We start from the raw sequence: 16,366 nt of genomic DNA on the forward strand, positions 1-16,366 counted from the left end.
CTCCTCGGCCGTCCGCCCCACCGCACGTCTTCGTCCTACCTGGCCCGCAGGGTCCTGTGCACGGTGGCCAGCACCGCGTCCGGGGTGCACAGCGCGCAGGGGGTGAACCCCAGCTCGCGTGCCTCACGCACCGGCAACGGCATCGTCGCGTGCTCCCTGGCCCACTCGCAGCTCGGCAAGTGGTACCTGGGGCGCTCGTCGACCACCAGGACCTCGTCGGTCAGGCCCGCCACGACCAGCAGGTCGGCCGCGTCGGTGTCCTCCTCGGCGGGTTCCCGCCGAGATCGTCCGCTGTCGCTCTCCGGCTCCGCCTCGGTGGCGGCGTCATCGGGGGCGGAGTTCGCCCCTGCGCTCGCCACCGCGTCGAGCACGGTGTCGGCCCGTTGCTCCGGCCCGGTGACGGCCTCACGGCGCCCACGGCGAGCGGCCCAGTCCAGGACCAGCACCACCGCGGCGGCCACGCTCAGCGCCACCGAACCCCACGCCCACCCGGTCGTCCCGGAGGCGAGGGCGAGGACCAACAGGCCGAAAGCGGCCAGAACCAACAGCAGGACTACGTACAGCACTGCCGAACGTCAGACCGGCTCAGCCGGCTTCGGCGGCACGGCTGCCGAAGGTGTAGCCACCACCGGAACCCCTGCCCTCCGACGGTGCGGCGGACGCACGGCCCTCGAGCTCGCCCAGCTGGGACTTCAGGAAGGTCGTCAGCCGCGTGCGGTACTCCCGCTCGAACGTGCGCAGCTTGTCGATCTCCTTCTCCAGGGTGTTCTTCTCCTGGGTGATGGTGCCCATGACCTCGGCGTGCTTGCGCTGGGCGTCGCGCTCCAGGGCGGTGGACTTCTCCAGCGCCTTGCGCTCCAGGGTGTCGGAGCGGGTGCGGGCGTCGTTGAGCATCGTCTCGGCGCGGGTGCGCGCCTCGTTGACCATGCTGTCGGCCTTGGCGCGAGCCTCGGACAGCAGCTGCTCGGACTTGGTGCGGGCCTCCGACAGCATGCCGTCGGACTCCGCCTTGGCCTCGGCGGTCAGCCGGTCGGCCATCTCCTGGGCAAGACCCAGGACCTTCGCGGCCTGCACGTGGTGGTCACCACTGCCGGGAGAGGTCTGCTCCATCACGCTGGGCGGCGGGACGGGCGCCAAGCGGCGCGGCTCGTCCATGGAACGCGCCGCGGGCACCGAGGCCGAGCGCGAGCGCGCGTCGTCCAGTTCGGTGCGGGTCGAGCCGAGCTGGGCGTCCAGCTCCTCGACCTGGGCACGCAGGTCGTTGTTCTCCTCGATCAGCCGGGCGAGCTCGCTCTCGACCATGTCGAGGAAGGCATCGACCTCGTCCTCGTTGTAGCCGCGTTTACCGATCGGCGGCTTGCTGAACGCGACGTTGTGAACGTCGGCGGGGGTCAACGGCATCCTCAGATCACCTCACGCACTCCTGGCTGCCTGTCAGCCTCGGGTTCCCCGTTACCCGGGGCGCACCAGTCCCATCAGGATGATGACGACCAGCAGCAGCACCATAATCGACAAGTCCAGTCCGACGCCCCCGATTCGGACGGACGGCATCACTCGACGCGCCATCCGAACGGGTGGGTCGGTCACTGTGTAGATGGTCTCCAGCGTCACCGCAACCCCGCCCGCCGGTCGCCACTCGCGCGCGAAGAAGCGAACCGCCTCGACCACGACGCGCGCCATCAGCAGCAACCAGAACGAGAAGAGCACGTAGTACAGGACGACCAGGACCGGGTTCACGCTTCTACTCTGCCACTTCTCAGCCTCGGTTGAGGAAGCCGCCTTCGGCGATCCTGCGCCGGTCCTCCGCGGTCACGTCCACGTTGGGCGGTGAGAGCAAGAACACCTTGTTGGTGACCTTGTCGAACGCGCCCCGCAGGGCGAACGCCAGACCGGCCGAGAAGTCCACCAGGCGGCGGGCGTCGGCGTTGTCCATCTCGGTCAGGTTGATGATCACCGGGATGCCGTCGCGGTAGTGCTCGCCGATCGTGCGCGCCTCGCTGTAGCTGCGCGGATGCAGCGTGGTGATCCGGCTCAGCGGGTGCGCGGGGTGCTCGATCGGCGGCCGGACGCGGGAGACCGGCTCGTGCTCGGGCTCCACGGCGAGGGCGCCCCGGGTCGGCGGCGGGGTGCCCGCCCACCGGTTGCCCCGCGTGCGCTCCGGCTCGACGTCGTAGTCGCCGGAGTCCTCGGCGTAGTCGTCGACCAGCTCGGGCTGGTAGCGGCCGAACCGGCGCCGGCGCGCGGAGCGCTCCGGGTACGGCTCGTAGTCGTCGGCGTCCGCGTACGCAGCGTGATCGTCGGGGTAGTCGCCACGGCGGTAGTCCCGGTCGTACTCCGCCTCGTCGGCGGGGACCATCCCGAAGTAGGCCTTCAGCTTCTGCAGCCCGCTCATCGCCAGCCCTTCCCCGTCGTCAGACGCGACTCCCCACCGCCGAGAGCAGCGGCGCCACCCCGTCGACTTGCTACTGCGAGGCTAACCGCCGACCTCCGAGCAGGGAGGTTCCGACACGCACCAAGGTGGAGCCGTGGGCGATCGCCGCCTCCAGATCTTGGCTCATCCCCGCGGAGATCTCCACGCCATTCGGGTGATCGACGAGCAGTTTCGCGACCGCTTCCGCCAAGGCGGCGAAGGCCCGCTCAGGCTCCCAGGAACGCGGTGCGACAGTCATCACACCGCGCAAGATCAGTTGCTCCGAACGGGCTACCTGGTCAGCCAACGCGGTTAATTCCGGTAACGGAGAGCCACCACGCGCCGGATCGCCGTCGATGCTGGCCTGCAGCAGCACCTCCAGCGGCCCGTCGCGCTCACCGGCCTCCCTGGCGGCCGCGACGGCCTTCGCGAAGGCCTCGGCGAGCCTGGGGCTGTCCACGGTCTGCACCACCGCCGCCCACCTGGCGACCGAGCGCGCCTTGTTCCGCTGGACGTTGCCGATCATGTGCAGCCGGGGCGCGAGCGCGCTCAGCTCCTCGGCCTTGGCGCGGGCCTCCTGGTCCCGGTTCTCGCCGAACTCCGTCATCCCGAGCTCGGCGAGCAGGGCGATGTCGTCGGCGGGGAAGGTCTTGGTGACCGGCAGCAGACGGACCTCTCCCGGAGCGCGCCCGGCCGCGACGCAGGCGGCGTCGATCCGCGCGCGCAGCCCGGCGAGCGCCTCGGCGAGCTCGGCCCTGCGGTCCTCGGTCATGACTGGAGTCCCTTCGTGGCTCGGCTCACAAAGATCGAGTGCGCCCGTCCGCGCGAGCGCTGGACCGAACGGCGGGCAGCGTCACTGCTCCATCCAGACCACCGCGGCCAGTCGGCCCGTCGGGGCCTGCCTGCGGTGGCTGAACAGGGTCTGCTCCTCGACGGTGCAGCGGGGGTCGAGCCCGACCCGCCCCACGCCCGCGTCGGCGAGCTGCTGCCAGAGCCCGGCGCGCAGGTCCAGGCCGGGGGTGCCGGAGCGGGTTTTGCACGCGCTGCCCGGCAGGTGCTTCTCGACGTCGGCCTGCATCGCGGCGGGCACCTCGTAGCACTCGCCGCACACCGACGGGCCGAGCAGCGCCTCGATCCGGCTCAGCTCGGCGCCCTGTTCGCGCATGGCCTCCAGGGTCGCGGGGATGACGCCGACCCGAGCGCCGACGCGCCCGGCGTGCACCGCGGCGATCACCCCGGCCTCGGCGTCGCCGAGCAGCACCGGCACGCAGTCGGCCACGAGCGCGACCAGCGCGAGCCCGGGTTCGGTCGTGACCAGCGCGTCGGTGGCCTCGACCGGTTCGGCGACCGGTCCCTTCACCACGCCGACGGTGCGGCCGTGCACCTGCTCCATCCACACCAGGCGCTCGGGGGTCAGCCCGATCCCCTCGGCGAGGCGCACCCGGTTGGCCCGCACCGCGCCCGGGTCGTCACCGACGTGGTCACCCAGGTTGAACGACTCGTAGGGGGCGCCAGAGGCCCCGCCCTGCCTGGTCGTGATCACCCGACGAACGCGCACACCCGCTCCTCCCACGAAGAAAACCCATTCTCCACCACGAAAACGGCCGGACTCGAAGCGAGTCCGGCCGAAGACGTGGAGCGGGGTGGTTCAGCGGCGCATGAACGGCGGGACGTCGACCTCGTCGTCCTCGGGGTCGTCGCTGACCGGGACCGAGCGCGAGGGCAGACCGTGCCCGCCGAGGCCGTGGCCGGGCAGGCCGACCGGCGGCGTCGGGTTCGGGCGCTGCTGGGCCTGCTGCTCGACCGGAGGGGTCGGGTTCGCCGGCTGGTAGGCGCTGACCTGCGGCTCCGGCTGGACCGGGGCGGCGTGCTGCACCGGAGCCTGCTGGACGGGCTGCTGCTGGATCGGCGCCTGCTGCTGGATCGGCTGCTGCACGGGCGCCTGCTGCACGGGAGCCGGGTCCGGCTGCGGCGGGGGCTGCTGCACCGGCTCCTGGTGCTGGCCGACGTGGCCCGCCTGGGCGGGGGCGACCGGGCCCCTGCTGGAGACCGCCATCGGCTCCAGCTTCTTGTGCGTCGGGGTGCCGCCGTCGAAGCCCGCGGCGATCACGGTGACCCGCACCTCATCGCCCAGGGAGTCGTCGATGACCGTGCCGAAGATGATGTTGGCCTCGGGGTGCGCGGCCTCCTGGACCAGCGAGGCGGCCTCGTTGATCTCGAAGAGGCCGAGGTCGGAGCCGCCGGAGATGGACAGCAGCACGCCGTGCGCGCCCTCCATCGAGGCCTCCAGCAGCGGCGAGTTGATCGCCTTCTCCGCGGCCTGCACCGCGCGGCCCTCGCCCCTGGCCGAGCCGATGCCCATGAGCGCGCTGCCCGCGCCGGACATGACGCTCTTGACGTCGGCGAAGTCCAGGTTGATCAGACCGGGGGTGGTGATCAGGTTGGTGATGCCCTGGACACCGGAGAGCAGGACCTCATCCGCCGAGCGGAAGGCGTCCATCAGGCTCACGCCGACGTCGCCGAGCTGCAGCAGCCGGTCGTTGGGGATCACGATCAGCGTGTCGCACTCGTTGCGCAGCTGCTGGATGCCCTCTTCGGCCTGCTTGGCGCGGCGCTTGCCCTCGAAGGAGAACGGCCGGGTGACCACACCGATGGTCAGCGCGCCGAGCTTGCGGGCGATCGAGGCGACGACCGGGGCGCCACCGGTGCCGGTGCCACCGCCCTCACCCGCGGTCACGAAGACCATGTCGGCCCCCTTGAGGACCTCCTCGATCTCCTCCTTGTGGTCGTGCGCGGCCTTGCCGCCGACCTCGGGGTTGGCGCCTGCGCCAAGACCCCTGGTCAGCTCGCGGCCGATGTCGAGCTTCACGTCGGCGTCGGACATCAGCAGCGCCTGGGCGTCGGTGTTCACCGCGATGAACTCGACGCCCTTCAAACCAACCTCGATCATGCGGTTGACGGCGTTGACACCGCCGCCGCCGATGCCGACGACCTTGATCACCGCGAGGTAGTTGTGCGGGGGCGTCATCGGAATCCGCCTTCCTGATCGTGGCTCGTGTGCACTGGGGTACTGCGGTGGTTGCGGGCTGGACTCCTCGCCACCCGGCGTCAGGCCCGGATCGAACCCTTGACCTCGTCCAAGAGGCCTGGATTCCTCAGATCAACCCCTGAACCCCTCGACCGCGACGTTAAGCACGCCCAGACGCGAGGTCCAGTAGCCACGCCGCGCGTGTCCACACACGTGACCAGGCTGACGAAAATCCCTGGCCAAAGCCACAGAGGGTCACACGACGGTCACTCCGTCGGGCAACACCCCGCCGAAGATCGAGAAGCCCGAGGGCCCCCGATCGGCGCGAAACCAGATCCCAACCGCCCCATACGTTACCGAGCGGAGGGTGACGGGGTTCGCCCTCGGTCCGGATTTTCGTCACGGCGCAGCAGACCGACCGACCGGTAGGAAAGTTCTTGCAGCTCAAGCGGTTGCGATTCCCTGTCCACTGTGGACAGTGCGATCAGGACACCGTGGGGAGGTCGGGACTGGAGACGTTGTAGGTGGAGCCCTGGCGGCTCAGCAGCACCAGCAGCACCTCGGCCTTGCGCGGGGAGTCCGCCGTGCCACCCCACCGGACCTCGCGGTCCCCCGACAGCGCCAGCCGGATGTCGCCGGAGCTCTCCGCGCTGATCACCTGCACCTCGACGCGCAGTTTCTCCGGCAGCGCGGTGAGCACGCCGACCGCGGCCAGCGTGGTCGGGTCGTCCGGGGCGATGCGGGCCAGCTTGAGCACGGGCAGCCCCGGCGGCGCCGTCGCGACGGTGGCGTAGGGCGTTCCCGTGCGGTCGACCAGCTTGGTGCCGTCCTCGGCCGGGAAGACCGCGACCGGGGCCCGCTCCACCACCGAGATCGTCACCGTGGACGGCAGCGACCAGTCCACCTCGGCCGACTCCACCACGGGAAGCGCCTTGACCCGCGCGGCCACGTCCGCGCTGCTCAGCCGCAGGATCGGGTGGCCGTCCGGGATCGCGGCGGCGGCGCGGACCTCCTCGACGGTGATCGTCTTCGTCCCGGCCACCTCGACCGTGCGGACACCGAGCACCGAGGTGAACAGGCCGACGTAGCCGAGTGCGAGCACGACGAGCACCACCAGCAGCACCATCCACGGGCGGACCCGCGAGCGCACCCGGCGGACCGGGCGGCGCCCGCCCCTGCCGCCGCCCCGTGGCGGTGGTCGGCGACCGCCGCGCCCGCGCTCGTCACGGCTCCGGCGCTCCCCGTGCCCGGCGCGCTCGCCGTGCTCACCGCGCGCGGAGGGACCGCCCCGCCGGGCGGCGGAACGGTCCCGTGCGGCGGGTTCACCCGAGCGGGCGCCCCCCGCTCCGCGCGTCGGCGAGCTCACGCAGTCGACTCCTCGGACTTCTCCGGCTCCCGGTCGAGCCTGGCCAGCACCTCGGGGCCGAGCATGGTCACGTCGCCAGCGCCCATGGTGATCACCAGGTCACCCGCCCCGGCAACCCGGGCCAGGTACTTCGGCGCGTCGGTGATCGAGGGCTCGTAGTGCACGCTGCCCTGCGGCAGCTGGACCAGCTCGGCGACCGTCGCCCCGCTGACGCCGGGCTCCGGCTCCTCGCGGGCGCCGAAGACGTCCAGCACCACCACGTGGTCGGCCAGGGCCAGCGCCTCGGCGAACTCCTTGGCGAACAACCGGGTCCGCGAGTACAGGTGCGGCTGGAAGGCCACGATCAGCTTGCCCGCGCCCGCGACCGGGCGCGCCGCCGTGAGCTGCGCGGCGACCTCGGTCGGGTGGTGGGCGTAGTCGTCGTAGACCCGCACGCCGCGCGTCGTCCCCTTGAACTCGAAGCGCCGCCGCACCCCGCCGAAGGCCGCGAGCCCGGCGCGCAGCCCGTCCAGCGGAGCGCCCAGCTCCAGCCCGGCGAGCAGCGCGGCGAGCGCGTTGGCCGCCATGTGCTCTCCGGCGACCGCCACGTCCACGGTGATCGGGTCGGTGGAACCGTTGTCCGCCAACTGCTTCGGCAGCCGCAGCGTGACCTTGCCGCCGGTGTCGGCCGGCTCGTAGCCCAGGATCTGCGCGTCGTTCTCCCCCGTGGCGGCGCGGCCGTAGCGGCGCACGCGCACCCCGGCCGCTTCCGCGCGGTCGGCGAGCGCGGCGGAGCCCGCGTCGTCGGCGCAGGCGATCAGCACGCCGCCCGGGGCGATCCGCTCCACGAAGGAGTCGAAGACCGCCACGTACGCCTCGACCGTGCCGTGGTGGTCGAGGTGGTCGGCCTCCACGTTGGTCACCACCGCCACCGACGGGGAGAAGACCAGGAAGGAGCCGTCGCTCTCGTCGGCCTCGGCGACGAAGATCCCGCCGGAGCCGTGGTGGGCGTTGGCCCCGGACTCGTTGAGGTCGCCGCCGATGGCGAAGGACGGGTCGAGGCGGCAGTGCTGCAACGCCACCGTCAGCATCGAGGTGGTGGAGGTCTTGCCGTGCGTGCCCGCCATGCAGGCCACGCGGTGCCCGGACATCAGCGCGGCCAGCGCCTCGGCCCTGCGCAGCACGGTGATCCCGCGCTTCTGCGCCGCGACCAGCTCGGGGTTGTCGGGCCGGATCGCGGTGGAGACCACCACGGCCGTGGGCCCGCCGGGGACCTGGTCGAGGTGCCACGCCTCGTGGCCGAGGCCGATGTGCGCGCCCTGCGCCTTCAGCGCGAGCACCGTGCGCGAGTCCTTGGCGTCGGAGCCGGACACCTGCGCGCCCCTGGCCAGCAGGATGCGCGCGATGCCGCTCATCCCGGCTCCGCCGATGCCCACCAGGTGCGTCCTGGCCAGTCTCAGGTCGAGATCGGTCACTTGTGCTCAGCCCTTCATGACGCCGAAGACCATGCGGGCCAGTGCCTCGTCGGCCTCGCGGTGGCCGCTGCCCTGCGCTGCCGCGCCCATCTTCGCGATGCGCTCGCCGTCGCGCAGCAGCGGGATGACCGTGTCGATGACCGCCTGCGGGGTCAGGTCGGCGTCGTTGATCATCAGCGCGCCGCCCGCGTCCACGATCGGCTGGCCGTTGAGCGCCTGCTCGCCGTTGCCGTGCGGCAGCGGGACGTACACCGCGGGCAGGCCGACGGCCGAGGCCTCGGCGACGGTCATCGCGCCGGAGCGGCAGAGGATCACGTCGGCGGCGGCGTAGGCGAGGTCCATCCGCTCCAGGTACGGAACGGGCTGGTAGATCGGGGCGCCGGGAACGCCCTGCACGGCGAGGGAGTTCTTCGGGCCGTGCGCGTGCAGCACGCCGATCCCGGCCTGGCCGAGCGCGACGGCGGCACCGGCGACCGCGTTGTTCAGCGACTGCGCGCCCTGCGAGCCACCGACCACCAGCAGCGTCGGCGCGCTCGGGTGCAGGCCGAAGTGGCGGCGGGCCTCCTCGCGCAGCGCGGCGCGGTCCAGCGAGGTGATCGAGCGGCGCAGCGGGATGCCGAGCACCTCCGCCTGCGGCAGACCGCTTCCCGGGACCGCGGCGGCGACGGCGGCGGCGAACTTCGCGCCGACCTTGTTCGCCAGGCCGGAGCGAGCGTTGGCCTCGTGCACCACGATCGGCACGCGCCCGCGCGCGGCCAGGTAGGCGGGCAGGGCCACGTAGCCGCCGAAGCCCACCACGACGCTGGCGCGGTGCCGCTCGAAGATCTCCCTGGTCTGCTTGATCGCGCCGCGCACCTTCAGCGGCAGCTTGAGCAGGTCGGGGCTGGGCTTGCGCGGCAGCGGCACCGGCGGGATCAGCTCCAGCTGGTAGCCACGGGCGGGAACGATCTTGGTCTCCAGGCCGCGCGCAGTCCCTAGCGCGACCACCCGCACGTCCGGGCGGAGCCTGCGCACCGCGTCGGCCAGCGCCAGCGCGGGCTCGATGTGTCCGGCGGTACCGCCGCCCGCCACGACCACGCACGGGCCCGTGGTGCTGATGGTGCCGTCCTGCCCGTTCACCTGTGGTGCTCTCCTGTCTGTCGCCGCCGACCCCGTTCGGTCAGCGGTAGTCCTGCGACTGCCGCCAGTTCCCGCGCCGCCTGCTCTCCGCTGCCGCCGGGTTGCGCCGCGTCCTGCGCCGGTCGTCGAGCTGCTGCGCCGCGCTGCCGCGGTGCACGGCCGGTCTGCCTGCGGGCTTCGGCGGGACGCCCGCCCGCGCGGTCCTGCGGCGCGCCGGGGGCCGGTACGGCTCCGGGGCGGGCAGCCGCAGGAGGCGGCCCACTCTGCCAGGTCCCAGCGAGCGCAGTGCGGCCACCGCCTCGGGTTCGTGCCGCGCGAAGTTCGCCAGCAAGCCGAACACCACCATCGTCATCACCTGCGAGGTGCCACCGGAGGAGATCAGCGGCAGCTGCAGGCCGGTGACGGGCAGCAGGCCGACCACGTAGCCCATGTTGATCGCGGCCTGCGCGACCAGCCAGACGGTGAAGGTGGCCGACACCAGGCGGATCCAGGGGTCGGTGTTGCGCATGGCGATGCGCAGGCCCGAGTAGGCCAGCAGGCCGAACAGGGTCAGCACGAGCAGGCAGCCGACCATGCCCAGTTCCTCGCCGATCACCGCGAAGATGAAGTCGTTGTGCACGTTGGGCAGGTACCGCCACTTGGCGCTGCCCTGGCCGAGCCCGACCCCGAACAGCCCGCCGTCGGCGAGCGCGTACAGCGCCTGCGAGGCCTGGTAGACCGAGTCGCCGGAGGCGTTCTCCGGGTCGAAGAAGGAGGTCAGCCGGTCCAGCCGGTAGCCGGCGGTCACCGCCAGCACGCCGAAGCCGGTGGCCGCGCCGAGCGCGAGCACGCCGAAGAGCCGCATCGGCGCTCCGGCGAACCACAGCAGCGCCAGCACGATGATGACCAGCGTGACCGTGCTGCCCAGGTCGGGCTGGAGCATCAGCAGCGCGAACATCAGCAGCGCCGCGGGCATCACCGGGACCAGGATGTGCCGCCACTGGTGCAGCAGCGCGCGCTTGGTGGCCAGCACGTGCCCGCCCCACAGCGCGAGCGCGATCTTGGCGGGCTCCACCGGCTGGAAGGAGACCGGGCCGATCTTGAACCAGCTCTGCGCGCCGTTGAGCTTCGCGCCGACGCCCGGCAGCAGCACGAGCACAAGCAGCAGCACGCTGATCCCCATGAACACCAAGGTCATCCGCCTGATGATCCGCAGCGGCATCCGCAGGATCAGCCAGAACAGCACGAGCCCGACCACGGTGTAGGCCAGCTGCTTGACGAACACCGAGTAGGAGGAGCCCTCCTTGCTGTAGGACTCCACGCTGGAGGCGGAGAGCACCATGATCAGGCCCAGCGCGGTGAGCAGGCCGAACACCGCGAGGATCAGGTGGAACGACGCCAGCGGCCGGCTCAGCCACGCGGTGAGCGCGCCGCGCATCGACGAGGCCCGCCCCTGGCGCTCCCGCCGGATCGAGCGGGGCTTCTTCGCCGTCGCCGTGCCCGTCGCGGTCGCCGTGTCGTTCTCGGGGTTTCGCGGCATCGCGCTGCTCACCTCGCCCGGTCGGTCAGGTTCCTGACGGCCTCGGCGAACACCCTTCCCCGGTGCGGGTAGTCCTCGAACATGTCCATCGACGCGGCCGCGGGCGCCAGCAGGACGACATCACCCGGTCGAGCCATTGCACGCGCCGCGCGCACCACCTCGGTCATGGCCCCATGGTCCCCCGCCGTCACCTCGTGCACGGGAACCTCGGGTGCGTGTCGCGCCAGCGCCGCCGCGATCACCGCGCGGTCGCGGCCCAGCAGGACCACTCCGGCCAGCCGGTCGGCCGCGCCCGCGACGAGCTCGTCCACCACCGCGCCCTTGAGCAGTCCGCCCGCGATCCAGACCACCCGGTCGTGGGTGGCCAGGGAGGCGGCTGCGGCGTGCGGGTTGGTGGCCTTGGAGTCGTCGATCCAGCGGATGCCCTCGTGCTCGGTGACGAGCGCGGAGCGGTGCGGGTTCGGCGTGAAGTCGCGCAGTCCCTTGCCGATCGCCTCGGCGGGCACGCCGTGCGCCCTGGCCAGCGCGGCGGCGGCGAGCGCGTTCGCGACGTTGTACGGGCCCGGCGGGTGCACGTCCGCGACATCCGCAAGAACCGTGTCGCCGTCCCCGAAAGCCTTGTCCACCAAAGATTCTCCGCGAACGCCGAGCTGTCCCTGGCCGGGCTCGCCGAGCGTGAAGCCCACGCGGCGGCCGCCGTCGCCCTCGCTCAGCCGCGTCGACCACGCGTCGTCAGCGTTGTAGATCGCGACGCCGTCGCCCGCGTAGATCTTGCCCTTGGCCGCCGCGTACTCCTCCAGCGATCCGTGCCAGTCGATGTGGTCCTCGGCGATGTTGACCACCGCTGCGGCGTTCATCCGCAACGAGGACGACCAGTGCAGTTGGAAGCTGGAGAGCTCCACCGCGAGCACGTCGTAGCCCGCGCGGACCGCCGCGACGACCGGCAGCCCGACGTTGCCGCAGGCCACCGCGTTCACCCCGGCGGCGCGCAGGATCGAGGCCAGCATGGTGACCGTGGTGGTCTTGCCGTTGGTCCCGGTGACCGCGAGCCACGCGGGCGGGTTCGGGCGGTGCTGGGCCAGCCGCCACGCGAACTCGACCTCGCCGATCACCTCGACGCCCTGCTCGGCGGCGGCGACCAGCAACGGCGACGAGGGGCGCCAGCCGGGGCTGGTGACCACGAGGTCGGTGCCCTCCGGCGGCGCGGTCAGGCCGACCGCGGCGGCGATCCCCGCGTCCAGCCCGCCGAAGCGGTCCGGGGCGGAGTCGGTGACCGTGACCGCCGCGCCCTCGGCGAGCAGCGCGGCGGCGGCGGAGCGACCGGAGACCCCGGCGCCCGCGACCAGGACCGACTTCCCCGCGTAGGTCATGCTCGATCCCGCAAGCGGATCTTCGGTACCGTCCACAGTGGACAAAGAGTCAGCCTCCGGTGAACGAGAGCCAGTCGTTGTAGAACACGCCGAGCCCGAGCAGGCAGCAGATCCCGGCCATCAGCCAGAACCTGATGATCACCGTCGTCTCCGCCCACCCGGCCAGCTCGAAGTGGTGGTGGAACGGCGCCATCCGGAACAGCCGCTTCCTGGTGGTGCGGAAGACCACGATCTGCAGCACCACCGACATCGCCTCGATGACGAAGAGGCCACCGATGATGATCATGAGCAGCTCGGTGCGGGTGCTGATCGCCAGACCGGCGACCAGGCCGCCGAGGGCCAGCGAGCCGGTGTCGCCCATGAAGATCTTCGCGGGCGCGGCGTTCCACCACAGGAAGCCGACGCAGCCGGCCATGGCGGCGGCCGCGATCACGGCGAGGTCCAGCGGGTCGCGCACCCAGTAGCAGCCCGGGTCGAGCTTGACCGAGCAGTCGGAGCGGAACTGCCAGAAGGAGATGACGACGTAGGTGCCGAGCACCATCGCCGAGGAGCCCGCCGCGAGGCCGTCCAGGCCGTCGGTGAAGTTCACCGCGTTCGACCACGCGCTGACCAGCAGGTAGCAGAAGACGATGAAGCCGACGGTGCCGAAGGAGACGATCGCGATGTCGCGGGTGAAGGACAGGTGCACCGACGCGGGCGTCAGGCCGGTCCTCGGCTCGCGGAACTGCAGCGCCAGCAGGGCGAAGGCGATGGTGACCACGAACTGGCCGACCAGCTTCGCCGTCTTGTTCAGGCCCAGGTTGCGCTGCTTGCGGATCTTGATGAAGTCGTCCAGGAAGCCCACCAGCGCCAGGCCGCTGGTCAGCAGCATCACCACGAGCCCGGAGGCCGTCGGCCCCGACTCCGGCTTGGGGTTGGTCAGCTGGACGAACAGGTGGCTTCCGCCGTAGCCGGCCCAGATGGCGATGATGATCGCCACGCCGCCCATGGTGGGCGTCCCGCGCTTGGTCTTGTGGTGCTGCGGGCCCTCCTCGCGGATCTCCTGGCCGAAGCCCTGCCGCGAGAAGACCTTGATCAGGTACGGGGTGAGCAGGATCGAGACGACGAGCGCGATGCCCGCCGCGATGAGGATGTTCCTCACTGGTCAGTCCCCTCCAGCAGCGCGTCTGCGACCCGCCACAACCCGGCGACCTTGGAGGCCTTCACCAACACCACGTCCCCTTCGCGAACCTGATCGCGCAGCAGCGCGATGGCCGCGTCGACGTCCGGCACGAGCACGGACTCCTCTCCCCACGAGCCTTCCAGGTAGGCGCCCTGATGCATCGGGGCCGCCTGCTCTCCGACGACGACGAGGCGGCTGACGTCCAGCCGCACGGCGTACCGGCCGATCCCGTCGTGGGCGGCGATGTGGTCATCGCCGAGTTCGGCCATCACTCCGAGGACGGCCCAGCCGCGCCGGGGTTGCTCCCCGTGGGTCATCGCGGCGAGGGTTTTCAGCGCCGCGCGCACCGACTCCGGGTTGGCGTTGTAGGAGTCGTTGACCACCGTGACGCCGTCCGCGCGGGTGGTGACCTCCATGCGGCGCTGGGAAACCCGCTGCGCGCCGGAGAGCCGCTGCGCGACTTCCTCAACGCTGGCACCGAGTTCGAGCGCCACCGCCGCCGCGCTGAGCGCGTTGCCGACGTTGTGCTCGCCGTGCAGGCCCAGCTCGACGCGCGCACTGCCCTGCGGTGCCACCAACAGGAATCGGGCGCGCGCCTGCTCGTCCAGCTCGACGTCCTCCGCGCGCACGTCGGCCTTCGGCGACTGTCCAACCAGGACGACCTTCGCCTTCGTGCGCTCGGCCATCGCCGCCACCAGCGGGTCGTCGGCGTTGAGCACCGCGACGCCGTCGGAGGGCAGCGACTCGACGAGTTCGCCCTTGGTGCGGGCGATGTCCTCGCGGGTGCCGAACTCGCTCAGGTGCGCGCTGCCGACGTTGAGCACCACGCCGATCTTGGGCGGGGCGACCTCGCAGAGCTGGGCGATGTGCCCGACCCCGCGCGCGGACAGCTCCAGCACCAGGAACCGCGTGTCCGAGTCGGAGCGCAGCGCCGTCCACGGGTGGCCCAGCTCGTTGTTGAACGACCCCGGCGGCGCGACGGTGGGCCCCATCGGGCTCAGCACCTGCGCGATGAGGTCCTTCGTCGAGGTCTTGCCGGAGGACCCGGTCACCCCGACGACGTTGAGGTCTTCGAGCCGGTCGACGACGTGGCGGGCCAGCGCGGCCAGCGCCGCGAGCACCGCGGCGCCCGAGCCGTCGGAGTCCCCCGTGAGCGCGACCGAGCCGTGGTGGGCCTCGCTCACCGGCGGCACGATCACCGAGGGCGCGTCCACCTCGCGCGCGGCAAGCACCCCGGCCGCGCCGCCGGCGATCGCCTTCGCGGCGAAGTCGTGCCCGTCGACCTTCTCCCCCGGCAGCGCGACGAACAGGCCGCCGCCGGAGAGCTGGCGCGAGTCGAACTCGACGGAGCCGGTGATCACCGGGCTGCCGTCGGTGTTGTGCAGCCGACCGCCGACCGCCTTGGCGATCTCGGCCAAACTGAGCGGGATCACGCGTGGTCCTTCCCGAAGAAGCCGAAGCGCTCGTCGATGGCGTCGGCGAGGACGTGCCGGTCGTCGAAGGGGTGCACGACCCCGGAGATCTCCTGCCCGGTCTCGTGGCCCTTGCCCGCGACCACGACGATGTCGCCGGGCTCGGCGCGGCGCACCGCCTCCTGGATGGCGGCGCGGCGGTCACCGATCTCGACCACCTCGCCGCGTTGGTCCTGCGGCACCGCGAGGGCTCCCTCCACCATCGCGGCGCGGATGGTGCCGGGCTCCTCGCTGCGCGGGTTGTCGTCCGTGATGACCGTCAGCTCCGCGCGGCGCACCGCGGCGTCGCCCATGATCGGCCGCTTCGCGCGGTCCCGGTCACCGCCGCAGCCGAGCACGACGATCACCTTGCCGCCATTGCCCGCGCGGTCGATCTGGTCGCGCACGGTGTCCAGCACCGCCGACACCGCGGCGGGCTTGTGCGAGTAGTCCACGAGCGCGACGAAGTCCTGGCCGCGGTTGACCCGCTCCATCCGCCCCGGCACGTCCAGCTCGCCGATCGCGCGGACGCTGTCCTGCGGCGCGACCCCCGCCGCGTGCGCGCAGGCGACGGCCAGCAGCGCGTTGCTCACGTTGAAGATCCCCGGCAGCCGCACGACCGCGTCCAGCTCGATCCCGTCCGGCCCCGCGACGCGGAAGGTCTGCGCCCCGCTCGCCNNCGTCCAGCGCGACCGTGACGGTGCCGTCCTTGACCAGGCGCGGGCCCCACTCGTTGTCGACGCAGACGACCTCCACGTCGGCCCTGCCGTCGAACAGCGCGGCCTTGGCCTGGAAGTAGTCCTCCATGTCCGCGTGGAAGTCCAGGTGGTCCTGCGAGAGGTTCGTGAACGCCCCGACCGCGAACCGCGTCCCCGCCGCCCTGCCGAGCGCGAGCGCGTGACTGGAGACCTCCATGGCCACGTGCGTGACCCCGCGCTCCACCATCACCGCGAACAGCGCNNCGTGCCGATCAGGCCCGTCGTGTGCCCCGCCGCGCGCAGCCCCGCTTCGATCATCGTCGTGACCGTCGTCTTGCCCGAGGTGCCCGTGACACCCACGATCGCGAGTTTCTCGGAGGGGTTGCCGTAGATCCGCGCCGCGAGCGCGCCAAGGACTCCGCGCGGGTCCTCGTGCACCAGCAGCGGCACGTTCCGCAACGCCGGGCGCGACGCACCCGCTTCGTCCGTCAGCACCGCGACCGCTCCCGCGGCCAGCGCTTGCGCCGCGAAGTCCGCTCCGTGCGCGTTCGCACCGGGCAGCGCGGCGAAGAGGTCACCGGGCCGCACCTGTTGCGCGCGCAGGGTCGCGCCGGTGATCAGGGGTTCGTCGGCGTCCAGCCTCGCTCGCGCGTCCACCAGCGCCGCGAGCTCGGACAGACCGACGGGCTCGACGTGGCTGGGACGCGGCGGGGCTGTCGCCGCCTTGGGCGAGACGACCGGAGACACGTCGCGAAAGGCTACCGGCGCTCAGAACGCGCCCTCCCACCC

General features: G+C 72.1%; 14 protein-coding genes and 1 pseudogene. All 15 read right to left on the bottom strand.

Annotation, left to right across the window (positions count from 1 at the left end):
• Window positions 1–35: 35 nt before the first annotated feature.
• Entirely contained in the window at window positions 36–566 is a 531-nt protein-coding gene (locus tag CCN37_RS26800) for a hypothetical protein (RefSeq protein WP_086826010.1), read from the bottom strand.
• A 19-nt stretch (window positions 567–585) separates the two neighbouring features.
• Entirely contained in the window at window positions 586–1,401 is an 816-nt protein-coding gene (locus CCN37_RS26805; RefSeq protein ID WP_086826013.1) for a DivIVA domain-containing protein, read from the bottom strand.
• Between the two features lie 51 nt (window positions 1,402–1,452).
• Window positions 1,453–1,737 (bottom strand): YggT family protein, encoded by a 285-nt coding sequence (locus CCN37_RS26810; RefSeq protein ID WP_086826015.1) that lies wholly within the window; start codon window positions 1,735–1,737, stop codon window positions 1,453–1,455.
• Window positions 1,738–1,756: 19 nt separating this feature from the next.
• A complete protein-coding gene (locus CCN37_RS26815; RefSeq protein ID WP_086826017.1) occupies window positions 1,757–2,392 on the bottom strand; it encodes a cell division protein SepF in 636 nt (211 codons plus the stop codon).
• Between the two features lie 70 nt (window positions 2,393–2,462).
• Window positions 2,463–3,182: a YggS family pyridoxal phosphate-dependent enzyme gene (locus CCN37_RS26820; protein WP_086826019.1), complete on the bottom strand. Its 720-nt coding sequence runs from the start codon at window positions 3,180–3,182 to the stop codon at window positions 2,463–2,465.
• Window positions 3,183–3,263: 81 nt separating this feature from the next.
• Window positions 3,264–3,968, bottom strand: a complete 705-nt coding sequence (gene pgeF / locus CCN37_RS26825; RefSeq protein WP_086826021.1) for a peptidoglycan editing factor PgeF — start codon at window positions 3,966–3,968, stop codon at window positions 3,264–3,266.
• A gap of 90 nt (window positions 3,969–4,058) precedes the next feature.
• The gene (gene ftsZ, locus CCN37_RS26830; protein WP_086826023.1) at window positions 4,059–5,438 is read right to left on the bottom strand and encodes a cell division protein FtsZ; all 1,380 of its coding nucleotides are present in this window, start codon (window positions 5,436–5,438) and stop codon (window positions 4,059–4,061) included.
• Between the two features lie 484 nt (window positions 5,439–5,922).
• A complete protein-coding gene (locus CCN37_RS26835; protein ID WP_143261830.1) occupies window positions 5,923–6,804 on the bottom strand; it encodes a cell division protein FtsQ/DivIB in 882 nt (293 codons plus the stop codon).
• The gene (gene murC, locus CCN37_RS26840) at window positions 6,801–8,198 is read right to left on the bottom strand and encodes a UDP-N-acetylmuramate--L-alanine ligase (protein ID WP_246843341.1); all 1,398 of its coding nucleotides are present in this window, start codon (window positions 8,196–8,198) and stop codon (window positions 6,801–6,803) included. Before murC ends, CCN37_RS26835 begins: the two co-directional genes overlap by 4 nt.
• A 66-nt stretch (window positions 8,199–8,264) precedes the next feature.
• Entirely contained in the window at window positions 8,265–9,377 is a 1,113-nt protein-coding gene (gene murG, locus CCN37_RS26845; RefSeq protein WP_246843339.1) for an undecaprenyldiphospho-muramoylpentapeptide beta-N-acetylglucosaminyltransferase, read from the bottom strand.
• A gap of 40 nt (window positions 9,378–9,417) precedes the next feature.
• Window positions 9,418–10,896, bottom strand: coding sequence for a putative lipid II flippase FtsW (gene ftsW / locus CCN37_RS26850; RefSeq protein WP_210408219.1), 1,479 nt, complete (start codon window positions 10,894–10,896; stop codon window positions 9,418–9,420).
• Window positions 10,897–10,904: 8 nt separating this feature from the next.
• The gene (gene murD, locus CCN37_RS26855; RefSeq protein ID WP_086826031.1) at window positions 10,905–12,266 is read right to left on the bottom strand and encodes a UDP-N-acetylmuramoyl-L-alanine--D-glutamate ligase; all 1,362 of its coding nucleotides are present in this window, start codon (window positions 12,264–12,266) and stop codon (window positions 10,905–10,907) included.
• Window positions 12,267–12,315: 49 nt separating this feature from the next.
• A complete protein-coding gene (mraY, locus tag CCN37_RS26860) occupies window positions 12,316–13,407 on the bottom strand; it encodes a phospho-N-acetylmuramoyl-pentapeptide-transferase (RefSeq protein ID WP_086826033.1) in 1,092 nt (363 codons plus the stop codon).
• Window positions 13,404–14,861 (bottom strand): UDP-N-acetylmuramoyl-tripeptide--D-alanyl-D-alanine ligase, encoded by a 1,458-nt coding sequence (gene murF, locus CCN37_RS26865; protein WP_086826035.1) that lies wholly within the window; start codon window positions 14,859–14,861, stop codon window positions 13,404–13,406. The genes mraY and murF overlap by 4 nt, the downstream gene beginning before the upstream one ends.
• Window positions 14,858–16,324 (bottom strand): annotated as a pseudogene (locus tag CCN37_RS26870) (Mur ligase family protein). The gene murF and the pseudogene CCN37_RS26870 overlap by 4 nt, the downstream one beginning before the upstream one ends.
• Window positions 16,325–16,366 lie beyond the last annotated feature (42 nt).

This window comes from Allokutzneria sp. NRRL B-24872 (assembly GCF_002155965.1).
Lineage (GTDB): Bacteria > Actinomycetota > Actinomycetes > Mycobacteriales > Pseudonocardiaceae > Allokutzneria.

Coding starts and splice junctions, on each gene's coding strand:
- ftsZ (WP_086826023.1), bottom strand. CDS start 5,438: ATGACGCCCCCGCACAACTACCTCGCGGTGATCAAGGTCGTCGGCATC.
- murC (WP_246843341.1), bottom strand. CDS start 8,198: ATGAGCGGCATCGCGCGCATCCTGCTGGCCAGGGGCGCGCAGGTGTCC.
- CCN37_RS26815 (WP_086826017.1), bottom strand. CDS start 2,392: ATGAGCGGGCTGCAGAAGCTGAAGGCCTACTTCGGGATGGTCCCCGCC.
- CCN37_RS26820 (WP_086826019.1), bottom strand. CDS start 3,182: ATGACCGAGGACCGCAGGGCCGAGCTCGCCGAGGCGCTCGCCGGGCTG.
- CCN37_RS26805 (WP_086826013.1), bottom strand. CDS start 1,401: ATGCCGTTGACCCCCGCCGACGTTCACAACGTCGCGTTCAGCAAGCCG.
- ftsW (WP_210408219.1), bottom strand. CDS start 10,896: ATGCCGCGAAACCCCGAGAACGACACGGCGACCGCGACGGGCACGGCG.
- murD (WP_086826031.1), bottom strand. CDS start 12,266: ATGACCTACGCGGGGAAGTCGGTCCTGGTCGCGGGCGCCGGGGTCTCC.